Here is a 19947-nt window from a genome sequence, read left to right on the forward strand (position 1 = left end):
ATGGCGTGACGACGCAAACCTCCTTTCAAATAACGATTTGAAAACATATAGGGTCTGCTTTCGTCTCCCCATCATTGCAATATGCGAGGATATCCTCTACTATTTTTGAAAGTATCCATTCGCCTGTTTTCCAATCAGCGCGCACCATGAACCCAAACCAGACCGAAGCCCTCCGTGCCGGCGTATTTGCCAGGATGTCCCCGCGTGCCCAATGGCTTGCGCTGCTGCTGTTGTCCGCCCTGTCTGGCGCAGTGCTGGGCCGCACCGGCTTGCCGGCGGCGCTGTTATTGGGGCCGATGCTCGCCGGCATTCTGGTGACGGCCAACGGCGGCAACTGTCAGATCGCCTCATGGCCGTTCCTGGTGGCGCAAGCGCTGATCGGCTGCATGATCGCCCGCGCCTTGCCCTCCTGGGTGGGCGGTGGCGTGGGGCAACACTGGTGGTTGTTTATTGCCGGTGTGTTCTCCGTCCTGGCCATCAGCACCGGGCTGGGTCTGTTGCTGACCCGCCTGCGGGTGCTGCCCGGCTCCACCGCCATGTGGGGCTTAAGCCCTGGTGCGGCCACCACCATGACGTTGATGGCAGAAGCCTTTGGGGCAGACACCCGGCTGGTGGCCTTGATGCAATACCTGCGGGTCATGCTGGTGGCGGCCGTTGCCAGCGTCATCACCCGCATCATGGGCGCACATGCGCCGCATGGCCCGGCCACGGTAGACTGGCTGCACTTGCCAGACTGGCCGCAACTGGGCGCCACCCTGGCGCTGTGCGCGGTCAGCATCCTGATCACCCAGCGTTTCAAAATCCGCGCCGGGGCGATTCTGCTCCCCATGTTTGGCGGCATGGCCCTGGTGCATTTTGGCCTGATGAAGGTGGAGTTGCCGCCTGCCCTGCTGGTGGTGGCTTATGCCATCGTCGGCTGGCGCATCGGCCTGCAATTTACCCGCCCGCTGTTGCGCTACGCGGCGCGTGCCTTGCCGCGCGTGCTGCTGTGCACCCTCACCCTGATTGCCGCCTGCGGCGGTCTGGCTGCCGTACTGGTGCATGTGGCCGGCATCGACCCGCTCACCGCGTATCTGGCAACCAGCCCTGGTGGCGCGGATACGGTGGCCATCATTGCCGCATCCAGCCATGTCGATGTGCCATTTGTCATGGCCATGCAAGTCTGCCGCTTCATGACCGTACTGATCCTGAGCCCGTTTCTGGCGCGTTTCATGGCCGCGCAATCGGCCCGCGCCCCTTCTACCCACTCTAACCAGGTGTGAATTTCATGAGCCTTGTTCTGTTGTTTCTTGCCGGCGCACTGTTGTGCAACGCCCTGCCTCATCTGGCGATGGGTTTGTCTGGCCTGCCGTTTCCGACGCCTTTTGCCAAGCCCCGTGGTCGGGGTGATTCCTCGCCGCTGGTTAACTTTTACTGGGGGTTGTTCAATCTTTTGCTGGGGACGGCCATTGTCACCACCCACCCGGTCGCACCTGCGCTGAACCTGCCATTTGGCGTACTGGTAGCGGGTGCATTAGCCATCGGCACCCATCTGGCACTGCATTTTGGCGCGGTCCAGCGCGCCCGCCGCGCTTGAGCAAAACACGCAGGTCGGTCCACCTTTCGCTACGCTGTGCATGCGTTTATTCTCGGGTGCTGAGCCCGTAGCATGATCGCGGGATGGCAACCCACAGGCAGACCATGAGCACGCTTGAAGAAAACCGGCTGGGCAATTACCTGAAAAACCGCCGCGCCCGGCTGAACCCGGCGGCGTTTGGCTATACCGCGGCCAATCGGCGCACGCCCGGACTACGGCGGGAAGAAGTCGCCTTGCGGGCCAGTATCAGCGCCACCTGGTACACCTGGCTGGAACAAGGCCGTGGCGGCGTGCCTTCTACTGCGGTGCTGGAGCGCATTGCCACTGCGCTTGATCTGACGGCGGCGGAGCGTGAGCATCTGTTTTTACTGGCGCAGGACCGCCCGCCGGAAATTCGCGGCCAGGCCCCCGGCATGGTCACGCCACGCCTGCAACGCGTGCTGGATGCCATGCCACTGAGCCCGGCGTTTGTCCGCCGGGCCAATTGGGATATCGTGGCGTGGAACCACGCCGCCACCAAAGTGCTGGCCGACTACAGACAGTTACCGGTACACGAACGCAACTCCTTGCGCATGCTGTTTGGTAACCCCATGGTGCGAGCGCGCATGGTGGATTGGGAAAAAGATGCCGAGGCCATCGTCGCCAGCTTTCGGGCGGAGTCTGCCCGCGTCGGCGCGCCAGAGAGTGTGCGGATGCTGGTGGAAGAACTGACGGCCAGCAGCCCGGAGTTTGCCGCCCTGTGGCACCGTAACGAGGTGCGCACCCATGGCGAGGGCACCAAACAGATCCTGCATCCTGTAGTTGGGCCGCTCTCTCTGGATTATTCCGTGTTTGCGGTCGATGGGCAGCCCGAACTCAGCATGGTGGTGTACAGTCCGGCGACGGCGCAAGATGTCGAACGCGTGCGCTTGCTGGTCGAAGGCTGAGTCTGCACCCGTTGCAATACCAACGTCATAACCAGTAAACCATCCGGCCCGCTGCCCCGTTATTGCCCCAGCCCGTACGATCGCTACAGGCCGGGTTCACAACAATTGATCAACCACCACGACAACCGACGCTATGCTGCCTCTTCTTCTTGCTACCACACTCTTTTCGCTCGACGGCACCAACCAGATCGATATGGATTCGGTCAAACGCATGGGCAATGTGGTCACGGTCAGAATGGCCACCAGCGGCCTGAAGCTGGACAAAGATCCGCGGATTGCCAACGCCCTGAGCGATCTCGAGCTGGACTGTACGGCGCACAAGGCGCGCATTGTTGATTCGTTTTATTTTGACCAGGGCTACAAGCTGGTCAACAAGACCCCGCCGCACGACAGCAAACTGACGCCGTACACCGACGACAGCGTGTTTGCGCTGGTTGAAGCCAAGCTGTGCGATGTCCCGGCGTTGCTCCCCGCGCCTGCCCCGGCCAGCACGAAGTAAACCCGGTTTTGCCGCATCACCCAAAGGGCCGTCAGCGGTCCTTTGGGTCAGGGCAGAACCAGTTGTACCGCCCCTTCTGCCATCGCCTCAAGCTGGGCGGTCGACTCCCCCGCGCGGGCACGTAACGCCAGTGAATTCATCACGCCACACAACACCCGCGCCAGGGTAGCGGGTTCAATGGCGGTCACCAGTTCCCCGCTCTCCACGGCGTCACGCAGACGTGCTGCCAGCAGGTCATCCAGTTCATGCAGGCCGGCGGCAAAAGCCTCCCGCACGGCCAGATCATTGACGGCCTCGGTCGCCGCAGTGCCAATCAGATAACAACCGCGCGCACCGCGCTGGCCGGTGGTGTAGATGGCAATGGCCCGGGCATAGATTGCGCGTAGCGCTTGCGCCAGACCCGGGTGGCTGGCCAGTTCTTCGCGCATGGCGTTGCGCCCCAGTTCCCGATAGCGCGCCAGGGTCTGCAGATACAAGGTGTGCTTGTCGCCAAACGCACCGTACAGGCTGGGCTTGTTCATGCCGGTCGCCGCAGTCAGATCATCCAGCGAAGTGCCGTTAAAGCCGCTATCCCAGAAGGCGTCCCGCGCTTGCTCCAGGGCGTGCCCGGCATCGTAGGCTTTGGGGCGACCACGAGGGCGGAGACCGCCGCTGATCGGTTCTGGCGTGGGGCTTTGCGGCAAGGCAGCCGGTTCTGCTGATTTTCGTACCATTTGGTAAATTAATTTCTTGACGAGTGAGAATCACCGGAATAATTTATTACTACACGGTACAAAAATCAACCACCAGGAGCAGCATCATGCAGGTTTACTTTGCGCCACTGGCCTGTTCGGCGGCCACACGCATTGCACTTTATGAAGCACAAGCCGGGGCGGAAGCAGAATTTATCTATGTGGATATCCACACCAGGCCAGGCGAGCGCTTGCTGGCAGATGGTTCAGACTTTCACGCTATCAATCCAATGGGGCAGGTACCGGCGATCCGGACTCGCAATGGCGAGATCATCACAGAAAACCCGGTGGTGCTGCAGTATGTGGCGGATCAATACCCGCAAGCCCACCTGGCGCCTGCGGGTGGCATGGAGCGCTACCGCTTGCAGCAGTGGCTCAATTTCATTGCCACAGAATTGCACAAGGCCACTTACATCCCGCTGCTGGATCGGCACAGCCCGGACGGCGCCAAAGCGTTTGCCCGGCAAAAGCTGGCCTTGCGCTTTGGCTATCTGAGCCAGCAACTGACAGGGCAAGATTATCTGCTGGGCTACTTTACGGTGGCGGATGCCTATCTGATGACCGTGCTCAACTGGTCGCCCTATGCCGGTATTGAGTTGAGAGAATGGCCGCAGTTGCAAGCCTATGCACAGGCACTCAAGCAACGCCCCAGCGTAGCGCGGGCGCTGGCGGAAGAAATGGCGGCTTATTCCGCAGAGATGAGCCGCTAATCAAAGCGCGGGCGATCGAGGGCGGGCGGGGGTAAAACGCATTCAGCCCTTGGTCGCCCCAAAGGTCAGCCCGGCCACAAAGTGCCGCTGCATGGCAAAAAACATCATGACCGAGGGCAGCGCTGCCAGGATGGAACCCGCGCTCACCAGGTTCCAGGCGGTCACCCACTGCCCGCGCAGGGCCGCTACACCTACCGTCAGCGGCGCGGCTTCGTCGCCCTGGGTCAGACACAGCGCCCAGAAGTAGTCGTTCCAGACAAAGGTGAACACCAGGATCGACAGCGCGGCCAGTGCCGGGCGAATCAACGGCAGGATGATGCGCCAGAAAATAGCCCACTCCCCTGCTCCCTCAATGCGGCCGGCTTCAATCAACTCATACGGCAACTGCTTGATGAAGTTGCGTAAAAACAGCGTACAAAACCCGGTCTGGAAAGCGATATGGAACAACATCAGCGCCCACAGCGTGTTGTAGAGCCCCATCTGCAAAAAGAGGTCACGCACCGGGATCATCAGAATCTGGATTGGCACAAAGTTACCGCCAACAAAGGTGGCAAACAGTGCCAGGTTGCCCCGGAACTGATACACCGCCAGCGAAAACCCGGCCATGGCGGCCAGCGCAATGGCGCCAATCACGGCCGGCACGGTGATCATCACGCTGTTGAAGAAGTAATGCAGCATGGGCGAAGTGGTCAGCGCCTCATGGTAGTTGGATATCAGCGCAAAGTGCCTGGGCCAGCCCCAGTAATTGCCTTCGGTGAGTTCTTCCGTGGAACGGATGGAGGTCACCATCACCGCAATCAACGGCAGCAGCCAGACCAGCAAGGCCAGTGGCAGGGTCAGCTTGTACAGCCGCCGGTTCAGCGGCTTCCAGTGTTCTATGGGCATGGGGAACATGGCGGTCTCTCTGGTCGGTCTTAATGCTCGTTACGCAGCAAGCGCCGCAAATGCCAGGCGATATACACCAGCATGATGGCGAACAGCACCACGGCAATGGCGGCGGAATAACCATAGCGGTAGTACTTGATCGCCTGGTCGTACATGTAATACGCCAGCACGGTTGAACTCTCGAACGGGCCGCCACTGCTCATCACCGAGATCAGATCAAAGCTTCTGAGCGCGCCGATGATGGTGACGACCATCGCCATAAAGGTGGTCGGGCGCAATTGCGGCAGCACCACGTGCCACAGCAGGGTCCAGCCCCGAGCGCCTTCCATGCGCGCGGCTTCAATCTGCTCCGCGTTCAGCCCGGTCAAGCCGGTCAGATACAGAATCATGCAATAGGCGGTTTGTGGCCACAGCGCGGCAAACACAATGCCAAAGGTCACGTAATGCGCATCCCCCAGCACCGGAATACCGTGCCCCAGAATCAGCGCCAGCAAGCCAAAAGTGGGGTCGTAAAACCAGCTGAAAATCAGCCCTACCACCACACCCGACAACACAAATGGCGCAAAGAAGAGGGATTTGATCAGCCGGATGCCGGCCACAGCCTGGTTCAGATACAGCGCAATGGCCAGCCCCATGGGTGGCGCCAGCAAGAACAGCAGCAGCCACAAGAGATTGTTCTTGAGCGCGGTGTAAAAGGTGGGCGCGTGAAACAACTCGACATAGTTGGCCAGCCCGACAAAGGTTTTGTCGGTCATGCCATCCCAGTTATAAAAGCTGAGCGAGATACTTTTGAGAATCGGGTACAGCACAAACAGGGCGACCATGATGCACGCCGGCGCGAGGAACAACCATGCGGCCCGCCGCTGCCGCCGGGCGCTGGGCGACAAGCGCTTGCTGACCGCTTTGGCAGCCGGTGCGGCCAACGCAATATCCGTTACCGAATCGATCACGCGTTCATCTCCAGGCCAGGCCGGTATGAAAGATTGGCCGCCCGCCAGCCAGGCCAGCGGACGGCACGGTCTTACTTCTTGTAGATGCGCTTACGGGTTTGTTCCAGCTGAGCCAGAATACTGTCGATCTGGCTGGGGTCAGACAAGAACTGTTGCATGCCCTTCATACCTTCGTCCGCCATTTCTTTGGTCATGTCACGATCATAGAACTGGGCGATGCCCCCGCGGGTTTGCGACAGAATCTGAAAGCCGATTCTGGAGATGGGATCTTCCGGCTCTTCTGCCTTGCTGTTGGCCGGCAAAGAACCCAGCCCCTTGGCCAGCCGTCCGCTGATTTCCGGCGTGCCAACAAACGCCAGGAAGGTATGCGCATCTGCCTTGTTTTTGGCCTTGGCCGGAATATGCAAAGACTCTACCGGGCCGTCTTCTGCCGTCGGCACTTTGGCGTCAATGATCGGGAACTGGAAGTAACCCATATTCGGTTTGACGGTCGCGGGGAAACCGGCCGAGATAAACGTGCCCATCAGCATCATGGCGGCCTTGCCCTGGAACAGGAACGGCTGGGCGGCATCCAGATCGTAAGAGAGGGCGTTGTCGATAAAGTACTTATCGTCAATCAAACCCTTCCAGGTGGTGTACACCTTCTTCACGCGGGCATCGGTATACGGCACTTCACCGGCCATCAGCTTCTGGTGGAAGGCATTACCGTTGATGCGCAGGTCCAGATAATCAAACCAGCCGGCCAGCGTCCAGGCGTCCCGCCCACCCACGGCAATCGGGGCAATCCCGGCAGCCTTGAGCTTTTTACATGCATCAATGAACTGGTCCCAGGTTTTGGGTTCGCCACTGATGCCGACCTTCTGAAAGAGGTCCTTGCGGTAGAACATGCCCCAGGAGTAATACACCGTCGGCGCGGCGTATTGCTTGCCATTCCAGGACGAGGCCTCTTTGGTCGAGGCGTAGGTCTCGTTCCAGCCATTTTTGGCCCAGTCGCCCGAGAGGTCCTCCAGCAGGCCGCGGCGGGCGTAGTAGGCCATGCGTTCGCCGTCATGCCAGTTCACCACGTCTGGCGCCACTGAGGCCAGCCAGCCAGGCAGTTGCACTTTGTAGGCTTCTTCATCGACAAACGCCACCTTCATGTCGATATCCGGATGGGCCTTTTTGAAATCATCAAACACGGATTGCCAGACTGCGCGCTGGCTGGCGCCCTTGAAGGCCACATTGATGGCCAGCGTGCCCGCCTGTGCGAGCGCGCCGTAACACAAGCCGGCGGCGGCCAGTGTCAAACCCAGAATGCGAGTGCGTACTTTCATGCTCATTGTTATCTCCTGCAACATGTTGTGTGCCTGATATCAGAACTGAACCGGAACTTCACTGCACTTGACCGGGCTGACGATAAATTGCCACCCCTTGCGGCTCGACACGCGCTGAACCCACCACAAACGCGGTCGCCTCGACACCGGCGATGTCATATGCGACCTCACCGTAATTGAAGACATACACCAGATCACCACGCCGGCTGATGCGGATGGTTTCATCCAGCACCTGCGGCTGTAGCCCGGCGCGTTGGGCCACCCCGGCCAGAATGGCGCGGGTGCCGGCATCACTGAAAATGCTGGCCAGGTAATGCACCTTGCCGTGACGCAGGATGGCCGGCGCGCCATCGGCAAACGTGGCCAACACCTCGACGGCCGGCGTGGCCTCGATCAGATCACGCCAGTGCTGCGCCACCAGCCGTGGCAAACCCGGTGCCACGGCATCTACGGCTTCCGTGACGTTGGGGCGCAACGACTCTACGCGCCAGACGCGCACGGGCATGATGCTGGCCAGCGGACCAGGTGGTAATTGCGCCGGAATCTGCACACTGGCGGTCTTGGAACCGGTACGCGGCCCCAGGATCACTTGGGCGCCACTGTCCGCCAGGCGTTGCGCCAGATCATCCGGCACCACCGGCAGCGGCGGCACCACAATCAATTGATAGCCATCCAGCTTGGCGCTGGCCGGGATGATGTCCACATCAAACCCCAGGCTGCGCAGCGCGCTGTAGTAACCAAAGGCAAAACGCGGGTAGTGAAAATCTGCACCCTGCGGATGGATTTCGAACAGCCATTTGGCTTCGTAATCATGAATGAGCGCGACCCGCGTGTTCACTGCGCCATCCGCACCGCTGGCCAGCACGCGGCGGATTTCATCGGCAGCACGGGCGGCTTCCGCCGCGCCAATATCCGGTTGGTTGTCCGGCGTATTGAGACCGGCGTGCATCTGCTCTTGCGCAAATGGCGCTTGCCGCCAGCGGAAATACGATACGCAACCCGCGCCATGCGCCAATGCTTCCCAGGTCCACAAGCGCACCATGCCCGGCAGCGGTGCGGGGTTCCACGGCGCCCAGTTCACCGGGCCAGGTTGTTGCTCCATGACCCAGAACGGCAGGCGTGACATCCCCCGGTACAGGTCATGGTTATAGCTGGCGAAATCCGGATGACCGGTGCGCAGCCAGCGCGCTTTGACCTCGGGGGCAAACCACATTTCTTCCAGCGCGCCTAGCGGGTAGCTGTCCCAACTGGCGGCATCCAGATCGGCCGCTACCTTGTAGTGGTCAAACTCGTTGAACATCTGCATGAAGTTGTGCACCACCGGCCGACCCGGCGAATGCGCCCGCAAGATATCCACCTGCATGCGGTTGTAGCGCGCCACTTCGTCCGAGGCAAAACGGCGATAGTCCATGCGATGCGCCGGATGGCCCTCGGTGACGGCATCGACCGGCGGGTCGATCTCTTCAAAGCCACGGTATTCCATGCTCCAGAACACGGTGCCCCAGGCTTCATTGAGCGTGTTGATATCGCCATAGCGTGCCCGCAGCCACTGGCGGAACCGCTTGGTGGCGGCCGCCGAATAACTCACCACCGTGTGATGGCAACCGTATTCGTTATCCACCTGCCAGAATTTCACCGCCGGGTGCTGGCCGTAACGCTGGGCGATCTCGGTACAGATGCGTTGCGACGCTTCAAACCAGGCGGGGGAAGAAAAATCATAGTGCCGGCGTGAGCCAAAGCGGCGCGGGCGGCCTTCGGCATTGATCGCCAGAATGTCCGGATATTGATCAATCAACCATTTGGGCGGCGTGGCGGTGGGCGTACACATCACCACCTTCAGCCCCGCTGCGCCCAGCACCTCAATGGCCCGATCCAGCCAGCCCCAGTCAAAGCGACCCGGTTCAGGCTCAATGCGGCTCCAGGCAAATTCACCAATCCGCACTTGATCAATGCCCAGTTCACGCATGCGGCGGGCGTCATCTGCCCACATGGTTTCAGGCCAGTGTTCCGGGTAATAGCACACGCCAAGGCGCATGGCTGCGTCGTTTTGGTTCACGGCAAGGTCTCCAGATGGGGCACGGCAAAACCGTCTTCGGTAAAGAGGTGGCACAACGCGGCGGGGGCGCGAAAGGTCAGCGTATCGCCCACCCGGGCCTGCGCATCACCCGGTGCTTTGGCAATCAGCGGCGCTTCGCCCACGGCATTCAGATGCAGGTAACTGAGTTCGCCCAGCGCTTCAATCAGCGTGACCGTGCGACGCAGGGTCTGGGGTTGGTTTGCGGCATCCGCCACGGTTTCCAGATGTTCTGGCCGGATGCCCAGCGTCACGCCCTGCCCGACGGCCAGCTTTGCGCCAGACACAGCCACGGTCAGCGTTTCACCAGCGCCATCCAGCACGACCTCCACCCCGCCAGCGGGCAGCGCACTGACTGTTGCTTCCAGAAAATTCATGCGCGGCGAGCCAATAAACCCCGCGACAAAACGACTGACCGGCCGGTGATAGAGCGTCAGCGGCGCGCCCACCTGGGCAATGCTGCCGTGGCGCTCCATGTCTTTGCCGGTATGCAGCAGCACGATCTTGTCGGCCAGGGTCATGGCTTCGATCTGATCGTGCGTGACGTACACCACGCTGGCGGCAGCAAACTGCTTGTGCAGGCGGGCGATCTCGATCCGGGTTTGCCCGCGCAAGGTGGCATCCAGATTGGAGAGCGGTTCGTCAAACAAAAACACGCCCGGCTCGCGCACAATGGCGCGGCCAATCGCCACACGTTGGCGTTGGCCGCCAGACAACGCCTTGGGATAGCGCGTCAGCAGGTTTTCCAGTTGCAGAATGCGGGCGGCGGCGTTGACCTTCTGGTTGATGGTCTCCACCGGCGTTTTGGCCAGCTTCAGGCCAAAGGCCATGTTTTCGAACACCGTCATATGCGGGAACAGTGCGTAGCTCTGGAACACCATCGCCACGCCGCGTTCGGCCGAAGAGACCTCGTTCATCAGGCGGCCGCCAATGCGCAGTTCACCATCGGTGAGGTCTTCCAGACCGGCAATCATCCGCAACAATGTGGATTTACCGCAGCCCGATGGCCCCAGAAACACGCAGAACTCGTTGTCGCCAATCTCCAGATCCACATTGCGGATCACCTGCTGGTGATCGCCATAGCTTTTCTGCGCCCCTCTCAACGAAATGCTTGCCATCAACCTGGCTCCGTGGTGTGATTGCGCCATATGATTAAGCGCTTAATCATGCATTTCAAAAAAAAGCCGCCAGCCACATCAAACTGAACTGGCAGCGTCTGCCCGGATGTAGTTTGCGATCAGTTGCTACGGACTATATCAGCAGATTTTTGTCATTTGCAATACAGTGGCATGCTATTGCCGCACACTTTTCATGCTGCCCTGCAGCGTAAAATGCATTGAAATCAACAGCACTGCGGGATAGACGTCAACCACACCCTTGATGGCGGCCAGCGCCAGAACAGGTAACAAAAACATCATGACTACACTTTCAGAGGTTGCCAGTCACGCTGGCGTCACCCCCGCCACCGTCTCCAACGTGTTGCGCAACCGGGGGCGGGTGAGTCAGGAAACCCGCGAGCGCGTCATGGCCGCGATCAGTGCGCTGGGTTATCGCCCCAATCTGAACGCGCGTGCTCTGGCCGAAGGTCGTGGCCCGACCCTGGCGCTGATGGTGTCCAGCATTGCCAACCCGTTCTATCCGGAATTTGCGCTGGCGGTGGAGCAAGCCGCGCGCGATCACGGCAGCTTTATGCTGCTGTGTAATACCAACGATGACCCCGCCACCGCTTATGCCTATCTGAATCAGTTGTCGGGTTCGCTCTCGGAAGGCGTGCTGGTGATGAACTGCAATCTGGATTTCGGCACCCTGCGCCAAAGCCGCGCGCCGGTGGTGTTGTGTATGTGGGAAAAACCGGAAGAACCGCCTGGCCTGCCTTGTGTGGCGGTGAATTTCCGCCTGGCCGGGCAACTGGCGGCGGAACATCTGCTGCGGCTGGGGCACCGGCAGATTGGCGTGATTATCGGCAACGGCAAGGGCGGCGTGCACACCACGCGGATGCAGGGTTTTATTGATACCGTGCGTGCAGCCGGGGTTGATTTGCCGGAAAGCCACTGCCGCAATGGCCTCGATACCGTACAGGGCGGCTACGAGGCGGCGCGGGCCTTGTTGCTGGATCAACCGGGCCTCAGCGCTATTTTTGCCACCAATGACCTGCCCGCTATTGGCGTCATGCATGCCGCCACCGACCTGAAACTGAGCGTGCCCGACGACCTCTCCGTGATCGGCATTACCGATATCCAGATGGCGCAGGAAACCCGGCCGGCACTCTCCACCGTCGCCGTGCCCACGCAAGAGGCGGCCGAAATGGCGGTCGATCTCTTGCGCAAACTGATCAAGCAACCGGCCCCGGCAGACGTAGCGGACGAGATGCGCGTGACGTCCGAGCCCGTGCTCAAGCCGCGCGCCAGTACGGCGCCACCCCGGCCCCCCAAGGGGTACGCGGACTGATGCCAGCCAATCAGGCGGCTGGCTGGGTCTTTAGCTGGCACCCGGTTTCAGAATGACCTACAGCAGCGTCTGCAAGTGACTGATAGTGTTGACTTTGTGCTCAGCGCAAGCTGTTTCCTGTGATCGATAGAAATCGGTCGAGATGAATCAAACAGGAGACACATCATGAAACTTGCTATCGCTGCTCTCGCCCTTGCGGGCTTTGCTTTCTCTGGTTTTACCCTGGCTGAGGGTGCATCAGGCGCCCAGCCTGCCAGCGCCGCTGCGCACTCCTCCACGCACAAGTCCAGCAAACATCACAAGAGCACCACGGTGCCGGCCACCAGCAAAATGACCGCGTCCGAGCCGCAAGACACCAAGCCGGAACCGCAAAAATAAGGAGCGCTCCGTGACGGCCAGCCGCCGGGGCGAATCACAGATTGGTCATTTTCAGATTCGCCTCCGGCAACCGCGCGCCCTGAATATCTACTTTGGCGACTTCGGTATTGATGGTGGCAAGGTCGTCCGCCGTCAGCGCCAGCGTCAGTGCACCCAGATTTTCTTCCAGCCGGTGCAACTTGGTGGTGCCGGGGATGGGCGCAATCCATGGTGTTTGCGCCAATAGCCATGCCAGCGCGACTTGCGCAGGCGTGGCGTTTTTGCTGGCGGCAAGCCGCTTTACCACCTCCACCAGTGCCATATTGGCTTTACGGGCCTCGGGTGAAAAACGGGGTACGTGATTGCGAAAATCACTCGGGTCAAACTGGGTGTGTTCGTCGATCTTGCCGGTCAAAAAACCTGCACCCAAAGGGCTGAAGGGTACGAAACCAATGCCCAGTTCGGCCAGGGTGGGCAGCAGTTCGGCCTCTGGCCCGCGCCAGAACAATGAGTATTCGCTCTGCACAGCGGTCACCGGCTGCACCGCATGCGCGCGGCGGATGCTCTGCACGCTGGCTTCTGACAGGCCAAAACGGCGTACCTTGCCGGCATCGATCAAATCCCTGACTGCGCCTGCGACCTCTTCCATGGGAACATCCGGATCAACCCGGTGCTGATAAAACAGATCGATGTGATCTGTGCGCAAACGCTTGAGCGCGGCGTCTGCCACCGCTCTGATGTGTTCCGGACGGCTGTTGGTGCCGCCTGATTTGCGCACGCCCGTCTCCAGATCAATATCAAACCCGAATTTGGTGGCAATCACCACGTGATTGCGGATGGGCCGCAGGGCCTCCCCCACCAGGACTTCATTGGCAAACGGGCCATAGGCTTCTGCCGTATCAAAATGCGTAACGCCCAGATCATGTGCGCTGCGGATCAAGCGGATCATGTCGGCCTGATTGGCCGGTGGCCCGTATGCGGCGCTCATGCTCATGCAGCCCAAACCCAGCGCAGAGACTTCCAGTTGGCTGTGACCTAATGTGCGTGTTTGCATGGTGTACTCCTGGTGTGTTTATTCGCCGGCCGGAAAATCGGTCGATGCCGCCAGCGCGGTCTGTGTTTCAAAATGGGCCAGACGCTGACGCAAGGTGTCGATGGTGCTTTGCAATGCTTGCGAGCCCAGTACCATGCGCAGCGGCGCCGGGTGGATGTCCGCACTTTCTATGATCCGGGCGGCCATGCGGGCCGGGTCCCCCGCCGCCAGGCCGTTTTGCGGGTCCAGCATGCGCAAGAAGGCATGGGCAGGCGTGTCGTCATAGATTGACAGCAAGCTGGCCACTTGCGCGCTACCGTAGCGGAACTCGGTCCGGGCGCCGCCCGGCTCCACGATCGTCATGCCAATGCCAAATCCGGCAACCTCTTGCGCCACGGCCTCCACAAAGCCTTCAATTCCCCACTTGGTCGCGTGGTACAAAGAATTGCCGGCAAACGCCACCTGGCCGCCATAAGACGACAGCTGGATGATGCGCCCGCCGCCCTGCGCCCGCAGATGCGGAATCACCGCACGGATCAACTGGATAGAGCCAACCAGATTGGTGGCAATCATCTGGTCAATCTGTGCATTGGATAGCTCTTCCGCCGCGCCAAACAGCCCATAACCGGCGTTGCTGATGACCACATCAATACGCTTGAACTGGTCAAATGCATGCTCCACCAGATTGCCGATGGCGTCGGTACTGGTGACATCCAGCAACTGCGCGCTAAAGGTCTGCGGGTATTGCGCGCCCAGATCGGCTGTTTTGGCCAGATCACGCACGGTACCAATCACCCGGTCACCGCGCGCCAGCAATTGCTCCGTCAGGTGACGGCCAAAGCCGCTGCTGATGCCGGTAATGAGCCAGGTTCGCTGCTGTGTCATGGTGATTGCCTTTGCAGATGTCGATGGGGAAAGTGTATGGCCCAGTGATAAACTGAACAATCCAGCCAAAATGGCATCTCTTGATGAAGGATTTTCATCAATGTTGAAAACCGGTGTCTCTGAACTGGCCGCCTTTATGGCCGTAGCCGAGCAACGCAGCTTCCGGGCGGCAGCGCGCACGCTGGAGGTCTCGCCCTCTGCCCTCAGTCATGCCATGCGTGCACTGGAGGAGCGGCTGGGTGCGCGTTTGCTCAATCGCACGACCCGCTCCGTGGCGCTGACCGAGGCCGGCGAAAAACTGCTGAACCGCATCCGCCCGGCGCTGACCGATATCGATGATGCCCTGCAGGAAGTCACCAACGCGCGGGAGCGGCCTTCCGGCGCATTGCGGATCAACAGTTCAGAATCGGCGGCCATGCCGCTGCTCCAGCACGTGCTGCCGGATTTTCTGGCGCGCTATCCGGATATCCACATTGAGTTTGTGGTGGATTCCAGGCTGGTGGATATCGTCGCCGCCGGTTACGACGCCGGCATACGCATTGCCGAGGCAGTACCCAAAGACATGATTGCGGTGAAGTTTGGCCCAGACATCCGCTTTGCCGCTGTGGCCTCGCCCGACTATCTGGCGCGGCATGCCCCACCCCAGGTGCCGCTGGACCTGCTCAAGCACCGGTGCATCCGTTTCCGCTTTGAGAGCGGCGCACTCTACCGTTGGGATATGCAATGGCGCGGACGCCCCATCAACCTGGATGTCACTGGCCCCATCACCGTGGGCAGCATGCGCCTGGCCATTGAAGCCGCCGTGCAGGGGATTGGCATTGCCTGGATCAACGAAGCGCAAATTGAAGAACACCTGGCCAGCGGGCGGCTGGTGCGCTTGCTGGGCGAGTGGAGCCCATCGTTCCCCGGCTTGTGTCTGTACTACCCGGCCAACCGCCATCCGCCCACCGCCCTGCGCCTGTTTGTGCAGGCGGTGCGCGACTGGATGGCGCAGTTGCCTTAGTGCGAGATTTTTTCCAGCGCCAGGCCGTTGGTCTTTGGCCCCATCAAACCAATCACCAGCATCACCACCAGCATGGCAGCGGCAATGAACACAAACACGCCTGGCGTGCCAAAGCCCTTGAGCACGGCGGCGATGATGAATGAGGAAAAGATGGCGGAAAAACGGCTCCAGGAATACACAAAGCCCACCGCCCGTGCGCGGATGGCGGTGGGGAACAGTTCTGCCTGATAGGCGTGATAGCTGTACGACATGATGTTGCTGGCCAGGGTAATCAAAATACCCAGCGTCACCAGCATGGCGGCATCGGTGCTGTGGGCAAAGCCCAGACCACAGATCATGATCACTGCGGCCATGACGACAATGGCCGTTTTGCGTTCAATCTTGTCGGCAATATACAAGCCGATCAGCGGCCCCACCGGCGCGGCAATGGCGATCAGGCTGGAGTACATCAAGCTGGTGGTAATGGTAATGCCCTGCTTGATCAACAGCGTTGGCACCCAATTGGCAAAACCGAAAAAACCCACGGTCTGGAAAATATTGAAGATCACCAGCATGACGGTGCGTTTGCGATACGGGGCAACCCACATATCCGCAAAACGACCCTTTGCCTCAGTCTGTTCTGCCAGGTCAGGCGCGCCCGGCTCCGGTAACGGGTGGCCCAGTTCGGCCTGAACACGTGCTTCCAGCGCGCCCACAATCTGTTCGGCTTCGGCCACGCGCCCTTGCCGGGCCAGCCAGCGCGGGCTTTCCGGCAACGAGCGGCGTATCCACCACACCCCAATGGCTGCTTGCGCGCCAATCAACACCACCCAGCGCCAGCCATCCAGGCCCAAAAATGGATGCGGCACCAGCAAATACGCCAGAAAGGCCGCAAATGGCACCGCCATGAAACCCACTGCTTGTTCACAGGCAAAAGCGCGGCCACGGATTTCACGCGGGACCAGTTCAGAGATGTACGCGCCAATGGTCACCATCTCTACACCAATGCCAATACCCGCCAGAAAACGCCAGAGATTGAGCCCCAGTGCGGTGTCCTGAAACGCCATGACGACGTTGGCTACGGAATACCACAGCAAAGACCAGGTAAAGACGGCGCGGCGGCCATAGCGGTCAGCCAGAAAACCACAGGCGCTGGTGCCGATAAACAAACCGGCAAACAACGCCGCAATAAAACTGGCCACCCCGGTGGTGCCAAACAGACCCTGCGTGGTGGCCGTGAGCAGCCCGCCCTTCACCAGACCGGGTGCGATATAACCGGTGTACAAGAGATCGTAGAGCTCAAAAAAGAAGCCCAGACTGAGCAGAACCACCAGTTTCCAGACCGTACGCGTGGCGGGCAGGCGATCAAGGCGGGCAGAAATCAGGGCCGCTGCAAGTGCAGTGTCGCAATCAGGTGAAGGCGCGTGAAGAGATGCCATGGTTGTTTCTTCCAGTCATGGAGCCGGTCTGGTGCCGGCGACAAAGCCGGCAGCGTACCGCGAAAACCGGCACACCTGGCAAACAGATCACCACCGGGGGCTACGCTTCTTGCGCCGCAGCCCCGGTGGCGTGCAGTTCGGCCGGGCCAAACTGCAAGCCCAGCACCAGCGGTACGGCAATCACATACAACGCCATCACCGACAACCAGATTGCCCCAGGCCACTGCGTACGCACCACGAAATACAGCGTGGAGAACACCAGCGGCGCAATGATGGAGGCCAGGCTGACCACCGACGCCAGCACGCCCTGGAACTGCCCTTGCCGGCTTTCATCCGCCTGGCGGGTGGCCATGGCTTGCAAGGCCGGCGATCCAATCCCGCCCAGCGCAAACACCGGCATGATGGCAAACACCCACCAGCCTTGCCGGGCCAGCGCCATCACCGTCAATGCCACACACACGCTGGCAATACCGGCCAGCACCGCGCCACGCTCCCCCAGCAGCTTGACTGCCGGCCCCGGCAAAAACGCCTGGGCCAGGGTCTGACACACGCCAAACGCCCCCAGTGAAAGCCCAATCCACAGGCCGTTCCACTGGAATGCATCATTGCCCCACAAGGCCCAGCACGTGCCGTAGACCTCGCCGGTGGCGCTGAGGATAAAAAAGATCAGCATCACCGGTAGCAAGGGCTTCATGGAGAGCGCCCAGCGCAAGGGCCGCAACGGGTTGAGCGCGGCAAAGTCGATTTTCGCCCGCGTGGGGGTGCGTGATTCTGGCAAGACCCACAGTGCCAGCAAGAAATTGGCCGCGTTCAGCACTGCCGCCGCCATAAACGGCCAGCGCAGGCCGTAGTCGCCCAACACGCCACCCAGCACCGGGCCAATGATAAAGCCCGCGCCAAACACGGCGTTGAAGAGCCCAAAGCGCCGGGCGCGCTGATCCGGCGCTGAAACATCGGTGATATAGGCCATGGCCACCGCAATATTGGCGCTGGTCAAACCAGCAATAGCCCGGCCCAGGAACAGCATCCATAACTGGGGCGCAAAGGCCATCAGCAGGTAATTGATGGCCGCGCCGCCCAGCGAAATCAGCAACACCGGGCGCCGCCCCAGCCGATCACTCAACGCCCCCAGTACCGGCGCAAAAATAAACTGCATGACGGCGTACAACGCGGTCATCAGGCCGATCCAGTACGCCACGTTGGCCGCGTGGGTTACCTCTGCCAACAGGCGCGGCAAGATGGGAAAGATCAAGCCGATGCCGACGGCATCAAGACCAATCGCCGTAAAGATCACAACAAGGGATTTGTTCATGGATTAAATATAAACATGTACTGAGTACAAAATAGCATGTGCTATCATCGCCGGCATGTCAATGCCATCTGACCTGCGTACCCGCAAACGCCTTGCCACCCGGCAAAGTATTTCCAATGCCGCCACACGCCTCTTTCTTGAGCGCGGCTTTGATAACGTGACGGTGGATGAAATCGCCGCCGCCGCAGACGTCGGGCGGATGACGGTGTTTAACTATTTCCCGCGCAAAGAAGACATGTTCTTTGACCGGGATGAAGAAGCGCACGATGCCCTGCGCGCGGCCTTGCGCCAGCGCGAAGCGGGTGTCTCTCCCATCGAAACCCTGCGCCTGCTGGCACACCGGCTGATTGCTGCCCGCAGCCCGTTTGTGACGTTCTCGGCCGAGAGCAAAGGGTTTATCGAAACGGTAGAAAACAGCGACACCCTGAAAGCGCGGGCGCGCGCCATGCGGGATGAACTGGCACAGACGGCGGCTACGGCACTGGCTGAAAGTGCCGGGCAGGAAGCTGCAGAGCCCGACGCGCAATTGGCGGCAAATCTGCTGGTGGCCACCTGGACGGTCGCGTTTCTGCACGCGCACCGCGTTTTTCAGACCCGCCGGGATACCGCCGCGGCCAACGTGGCGTTTCTGGCGCTGATCGATCAGGGCACGCAGGGCGTGAAAGCCGCGCTGGCCGGTACGCCTTACGTCTGAGGCCCGGAAAACATCTCGACCAGACTTTGCGGCGCATGTTCGCCGTAGCAAATCTGCTGCAATTCTCTGGCCTGCGCCGCTGCGGCCGCGCTGCGGGCAAACAGTGCGGGTTCGTACTGGCGCAACGCCGCTTCCATATCGCCCCGGTGCGCGGCAATGGCTTTGCCCAGTTCTGCACCATCCAGTAACGCCAGATTAGCCCCCTCGCCCGATGGCGCCATCAGGTGCGCGGCGTCCCCCAGCAGGGTCACACCAGGCATACGCGGCCAGCAGTGGTTATCCGGCAGTTCATGCACGGGCCGCAGTACCGGATCGGTATCGCTGGCGGTGATCAGTGCGGTCAGCGCCGGTGCCCAGTCGGCAAATTCTGCGGCGATGCGGGTCTGGTCCATTGTGGCAAACCAGTCCAGCGGCTTTTGCAGCACGGTATAGGCATGCAATACGCCCTCTGGCTCGCGATGAGTCAGGATGCCCTTGCCGGGGGCCAGCGCAAACATGGAACCGCCACCCGCCATCCGGGCGGTGGCCTGGTGCCGCTGATCCACATCAAACAGCCAGGTTTCAATCAAGCACAACCCGGCATACACCGGCTGCGCGTCAGAGAGCAGCGGACGCACTCTGGACCACGCCCCGTCTGCACCCACCAGCAGGTCTGTCGTGCTCGTGCTGCCATTGGTAAAACCCAGGCTGTAGCGGCCCTGCCCCAGCGCAGATGCACTGGCCAGTTTGTGACCCCATTGCACAGTTTGCGCGGGCAAGGCATCCAGCAAAATCTGGCGCAGTTCGCCCCGGCGCACTTCCGGGCGGCCGCCGCTGCCATCGTCTTCATCGGCATACAGCAGATTACCGCCTTGATCGAAAACCCGGCTGGCCTGGCCGCCAGGGTGGATAAGCTTGAGAAACTCTGCGTACAGGCCCGCCTCTTTGAGCGCCAGCTGACCGTTGAAATCATGGATATCCAGCAAGCCACCCTGGGTACGTGCGGCGGGTGACGCCTCGGCCTCATAGACCGTCGCGGCAATGCCGTGAACATGAAGGACACGGGCCAGCATCAGGCCGCCCAGGCCGGCCCCGATAATGGCGATGGATGGATTCGTAGTTTTCATTAGATTGCACTTTGCTGATGGCGTTGG

21 protein-coding genes are annotated in these 19947 nt (G+C 60.6%); 9 read left to right on the forward strand and 12 right to left on the reverse strand.

What is annotated here, in order from left to right; genetic code table 11:
* Positions 1-194 precede the first annotated feature (194 nt).
* The 4 genes from HNQ50_RS09180 to HNQ50_RS09195 all read left to right on the forward strand — a co-directional run bounded on the left by HNQ50_RS09180 (position 195) and on the right by HNQ50_RS09195 (position 3001).
* The gene (locus HNQ50_RS09180; RefSeq protein WP_184100162.1) at positions 195-1262 is read left to right on the forward strand and encodes an AbrB family transcriptional regulator; all 1068 of its coding nucleotides are present in this window, start codon (positions 195-197) and stop codon (positions 1260-1262) included.
* A gap of 5 nt (positions 1263-1267) precedes the next feature.
* Complete coding sequence (locus HNQ50_RS09185) at positions 1268-1576, forward strand: hypothetical protein (protein WP_184099791.1); 309 nt, start codon at positions 1268-1270, stop codon at positions 1574-1576.
* 104 nt (positions 1577-1680) lie between these two features.
* Positions 1681-2502 carry a helix-turn-helix transcriptional regulator gene (locus HNQ50_RS09190; protein WP_184099793.1) on the forward strand — a complete coding sequence of 274 codons (822 nt, stop codon included), beginning with the start codon at positions 1681-1683 and terminating at the stop codon, positions 2500-2502.
* Positions 2503-2635: 133 nt separating this feature from the next.
* Positions 2636-3001, forward strand: a complete 366-nt coding sequence (locus HNQ50_RS09195; RefSeq protein ID WP_184099795.1) for a surface-adhesin E family protein — start codon at positions 2636-2638, stop codon at positions 2999-3001.
* 47 nt (positions 3002-3048) lie between these two features.
* Here the strand turns inward: HNQ50_RS09195 and HNQ50_RS09200 are convergent, their stop codons facing one another.
* Positions 3049-3714, reverse strand: coding sequence for a TetR/AcrR family transcriptional regulator (locus tag HNQ50_RS09200; RefSeq protein WP_184099797.1), 666 nt, complete (start codon positions 3712-3714; stop codon positions 3049-3051).
* 86 nt (positions 3715-3800) lie between these two features.
* Between HNQ50_RS09200 and HNQ50_RS09205 the strand changes: the two genes are divergently transcribed.
* The gene (locus HNQ50_RS09205; RefSeq protein ID WP_184099799.1) at positions 3801-4442 is read left to right on the forward strand and encodes a glutathione S-transferase family protein; all 642 of its coding nucleotides are present in this window, start codon (positions 3801-3803) and stop codon (positions 4440-4442) included.
* Positions 4443-4484: 42 nt separating this feature from the next.
* On the opposite strand, the gene HNQ50_RS09210 is transcribed toward HNQ50_RS09205, so the two are convergent.
* From HNQ50_RS09210 to HNQ50_RS22330, 6 genes are all read right to left on the reverse strand, one after another.
* Positions 4485-5336 (reverse strand): carbohydrate ABC transporter permease, encoded by an 852-nt coding sequence (locus HNQ50_RS09210; protein ID WP_184099801.1) that lies wholly within the window; start codon positions 5334-5336, stop codon positions 4485-4487.
* A gap of 20 nt (positions 5337-5356) precedes the next feature.
* A complete protein-coding gene (locus HNQ50_RS09215) occupies positions 5357-6277 on the reverse strand; it encodes a carbohydrate ABC transporter permease (RefSeq protein ID WP_221303098.1) in 921 nt (306 codons plus the stop codon).
* Positions 6278-6348: 71 nt separating this feature from the next.
* On the reverse strand, positions 6349-7596 hold the full coding sequence (locus HNQ50_RS09220; protein ID WP_184099803.1) for an ABC transporter substrate-binding protein: 1248 nt from the start codon (positions 7594-7596) through the stop codon (positions 6349-6351).
* 52 nt (positions 7597-7648) lie between these two features.
* Positions 7649-9646 (reverse strand): beta-galactosidase, encoded by a 1998-nt coding sequence (locus tag HNQ50_RS09225; protein WP_221303099.1) that lies wholly within the window; start codon positions 9644-9646, stop codon positions 7649-7651.
* On the reverse strand, positions 9643-10782 hold the full coding sequence (locus tag HNQ50_RS09230) for an ABC transporter ATP-binding protein (protein WP_184099805.1): 1140 nt from the start codon (positions 10780-10782) through the stop codon (positions 9643-9645). Before HNQ50_RS09230 ends, HNQ50_RS09225 begins: the two co-directional genes overlap by 4 nt.
* Before the next feature lie 174 nt (positions 10783-10956).
* Positions 10957-11082 carry a hypothetical protein gene (locus HNQ50_RS22330; RefSeq protein WP_281386161.1) on the reverse strand — a complete coding sequence of 42 codons (126 nt, stop codon included), beginning with the start codon at positions 11080-11082 and terminating at the stop codon, positions 10957-10959.
* Between HNQ50_RS22330 and HNQ50_RS09235 the strand changes: the two genes are divergently transcribed.
* Both HNQ50_RS09235 and HNQ50_RS09240 read left to right on the forward strand, forming a co-directional pair.
* Positions 11081-12112: a LacI family DNA-binding transcriptional regulator gene (locus tag HNQ50_RS09235; RefSeq protein WP_184099807.1), complete on the forward strand. Its 1032-nt coding sequence runs from the start codon at positions 11081-11083 to the stop codon at positions 12110-12112. The two genes, HNQ50_RS22330 and HNQ50_RS09235, sit on opposite strands and share 2 nt — an antisense overlap.
* Positions 12113-12277: 165 nt before the next feature.
* Positions 12278-12490, forward strand: coding sequence for a hypothetical protein (locus HNQ50_RS09240; RefSeq protein WP_184099809.1), 213 nt, complete (start codon positions 12278-12280; stop codon positions 12488-12490).
* Between the two features lie 34 nt (positions 12491-12524).
* On the opposite strand, the gene HNQ50_RS09245 is transcribed toward HNQ50_RS09240, so the two are convergent.
* Positions 12525-13523, reverse strand: a complete 999-nt coding sequence (locus tag HNQ50_RS09245; protein ID WP_184099811.1) for an aldo/keto reductase — start codon at positions 13521-13523, stop codon at positions 12525-12527.
* A gap of 18 nt (positions 13524-13541) precedes the next feature.
* Positions 13542-14387, reverse strand: a complete 846-nt coding sequence (locus HNQ50_RS09250) for an SDR family oxidoreductase (RefSeq protein ID WP_184099813.1) — start codon at positions 14385-14387, stop codon at positions 13542-13544.
* 100 nt (positions 14388-14487) lie between these two features.
* Between HNQ50_RS09250 and HNQ50_RS09255 the strand changes: the two genes are divergently transcribed.
* Positions 14488-15390, forward strand: coding sequence for a LysR family transcriptional regulator (locus HNQ50_RS09255; protein ID WP_184099815.1), 903 nt, complete (start codon positions 14488-14490; stop codon positions 15388-15390).
* Here the strand turns inward: HNQ50_RS09255 and HNQ50_RS09260 are convergent.
* Positions 15387-16808, reverse strand: coding sequence for an MFS transporter (locus tag HNQ50_RS09260; RefSeq protein ID WP_184099817.1), 1422 nt, complete (start codon positions 16806-16808; stop codon positions 15387-15389). The genes HNQ50_RS09255 and HNQ50_RS09260 overlap by 4 nt on opposite strands.
* A gap of 100 nt (positions 16809-16908) precedes the next feature.
* The gene (locus tag HNQ50_RS09265; protein WP_184099819.1) at positions 16909-18120 is read right to left on the reverse strand and encodes a TCR/Tet family MFS transporter; all 1212 of its coding nucleotides are present in this window, start codon (positions 18118-18120) and stop codon (positions 16909-16911) included.
* Positions 18121-18181: 61 nt separating this feature from the next.
* On the opposite strand from HNQ50_RS09265, the gene HNQ50_RS09270 reads away from it, so the two are divergent.
* Positions 18182-18814 (forward strand): TetR/AcrR family transcriptional regulator, encoded by a 633-nt coding sequence (locus HNQ50_RS09270; protein ID WP_221303100.1) that lies wholly within the window; start codon positions 18182-18184, stop codon positions 18812-18814.
* Here HNQ50_RS09270 and HNQ50_RS09275 read toward each other — a convergent pair.
* Positions 18805-19920, reverse strand: coding sequence for an FAD-dependent oxidoreductase (locus tag HNQ50_RS09275; protein WP_184099823.1), 1116 nt, complete (start codon positions 19918-19920; stop codon positions 18805-18807). The two genes, HNQ50_RS09270 and HNQ50_RS09275, sit on opposite strands and share 10 nt — an antisense overlap.
* Positions 19921-19947 lie beyond the last annotated feature (27 nt).

It is taken from the genome of Silvimonas terrae (genome assembly GCF_014202765.1).
GTDB classification, from domain to species: Bacteria; Pseudomonadota; Gammaproteobacteria; order Burkholderiales; family Chitinibacteraceae; genus Silvimonas; species Silvimonas terrae.

Excerpts from the sequence above, each read along its gene's own strand:
- HNQ50_RS09180 (WP_184100162.1), top strand. The coding sequence starts at position 195 with ATGTCCCCGCGTGCCCAATGGCTTGCGCTGCTGCTGTTGTCCGCCCTG.
- HNQ50_RS09185 (WP_184099791.1), top strand. The coding sequence starts at position 1,268 with ATGAGCCTTGTTCTGTTGTTTCTTGCCGGCGCACTGTTGTGCAACGCC.
- HNQ50_RS09190 (WP_184099793.1), top strand. The coding sequence starts at position 1,681 with ATGAGCACGCTTGAAGAAAACCGGCTGGGCAATTACCTGAAAAACCGC.
- HNQ50_RS09195 (WP_184099795.1), top strand. The coding sequence starts at position 2,636 with ATGCTGCCTCTTCTTCTTGCTACCACACTCTTTTCGCTCGACGGCACC.
- HNQ50_RS09200 (WP_184099797.1), bottom strand. The coding sequence starts at position 3,714 with ATGGTACGAAAATCAGCAGAACCGGCTGCCTTGCCGCAAAGCCCCACG.
- HNQ50_RS09205 (WP_184099799.1), top strand. The coding sequence starts at position 3,801 with ATGCAGGTTTACTTTGCGCCACTGGCCTGTTCGGCGGCCACACGCATT.
- HNQ50_RS09210 (WP_184099801.1), bottom strand. The coding sequence starts at position 5,336 with ATGTTCCCCATGCCCATAGAACACTGGAAGCCGCTGAACCGGCGGCTG.
- HNQ50_RS09220 (WP_184099803.1), bottom strand. The coding sequence starts at position 7,596 with ATGAGCATGAAAGTACGCACTCGCATTCTGGGTTTGACACTGGCCGCC.
- HNQ50_RS09230 (WP_184099805.1), bottom strand. The coding sequence starts at position 10,782 with ATGGCAAGCATTTCGTTGAGAGGGGCGCAGAAAAGCTATGGCGATCAC.
- HNQ50_RS09235 (WP_184099807.1), top strand. The coding sequence starts at position 11,081 with ATGACTACACTTTCAGAGGTTGCCAGTCACGCTGGCGTCACCCCCGCC.
- HNQ50_RS22330 (WP_281386161.1), bottom strand. The coding sequence starts at position 11,082 with ATGATGTTTTTGTTACCTGTTCTGGCGCTGGCCGCCATCAAGGGTGTG.
- HNQ50_RS09240 (WP_184099809.1), top strand. The coding sequence starts at position 12,278 with ATGAAACTTGCTATCGCTGCTCTCGCCCTTGCGGGCTTTGCTTTCTCT.
- HNQ50_RS09245 (WP_184099811.1), bottom strand. The coding sequence starts at position 13,523 with ATGCAAACACGCACATTAGGTCACAGCCAACTGGAAGTCTCTGCGCTG.
- HNQ50_RS09250 (WP_184099813.1), bottom strand. The coding sequence starts at position 14,387 with ATGACACAGCAGCGAACCTGGCTCATTACCGGCATCAGCAGCGGCTTT.
- HNQ50_RS09255 (WP_184099815.1), top strand. The coding sequence starts at position 14,488 with ATGTTGAAAACCGGTGTCTCTGAACTGGCCGCCTTTATGGCCGTAGCC.
- HNQ50_RS09260 (WP_184099817.1), bottom strand. The coding sequence starts at position 16,808 with ATGGCATCTCTTCACGCGCCTTCACCTGATTGCGACACTGCACTTGCA.
- HNQ50_RS09265 (WP_184099819.1), bottom strand. The coding sequence starts at position 18,120 with ATGAACAAATCCCTTGTTGTGATCTTTACGGCGATTGGTCTTGATGCC.
- HNQ50_RS09270 (WP_221303100.1), top strand. The coding sequence starts at position 18,182 with ATGCCATCTGACCTGCGTACCCGCAAACGCCTTGCCACCCGGCAAAGT.
- HNQ50_RS09275 (WP_184099823.1), bottom strand. The coding sequence starts at position 19,920 with ATGAAAACTACGAATCCATCCATCGCCATTATCGGGGCCGGCCTGGGC.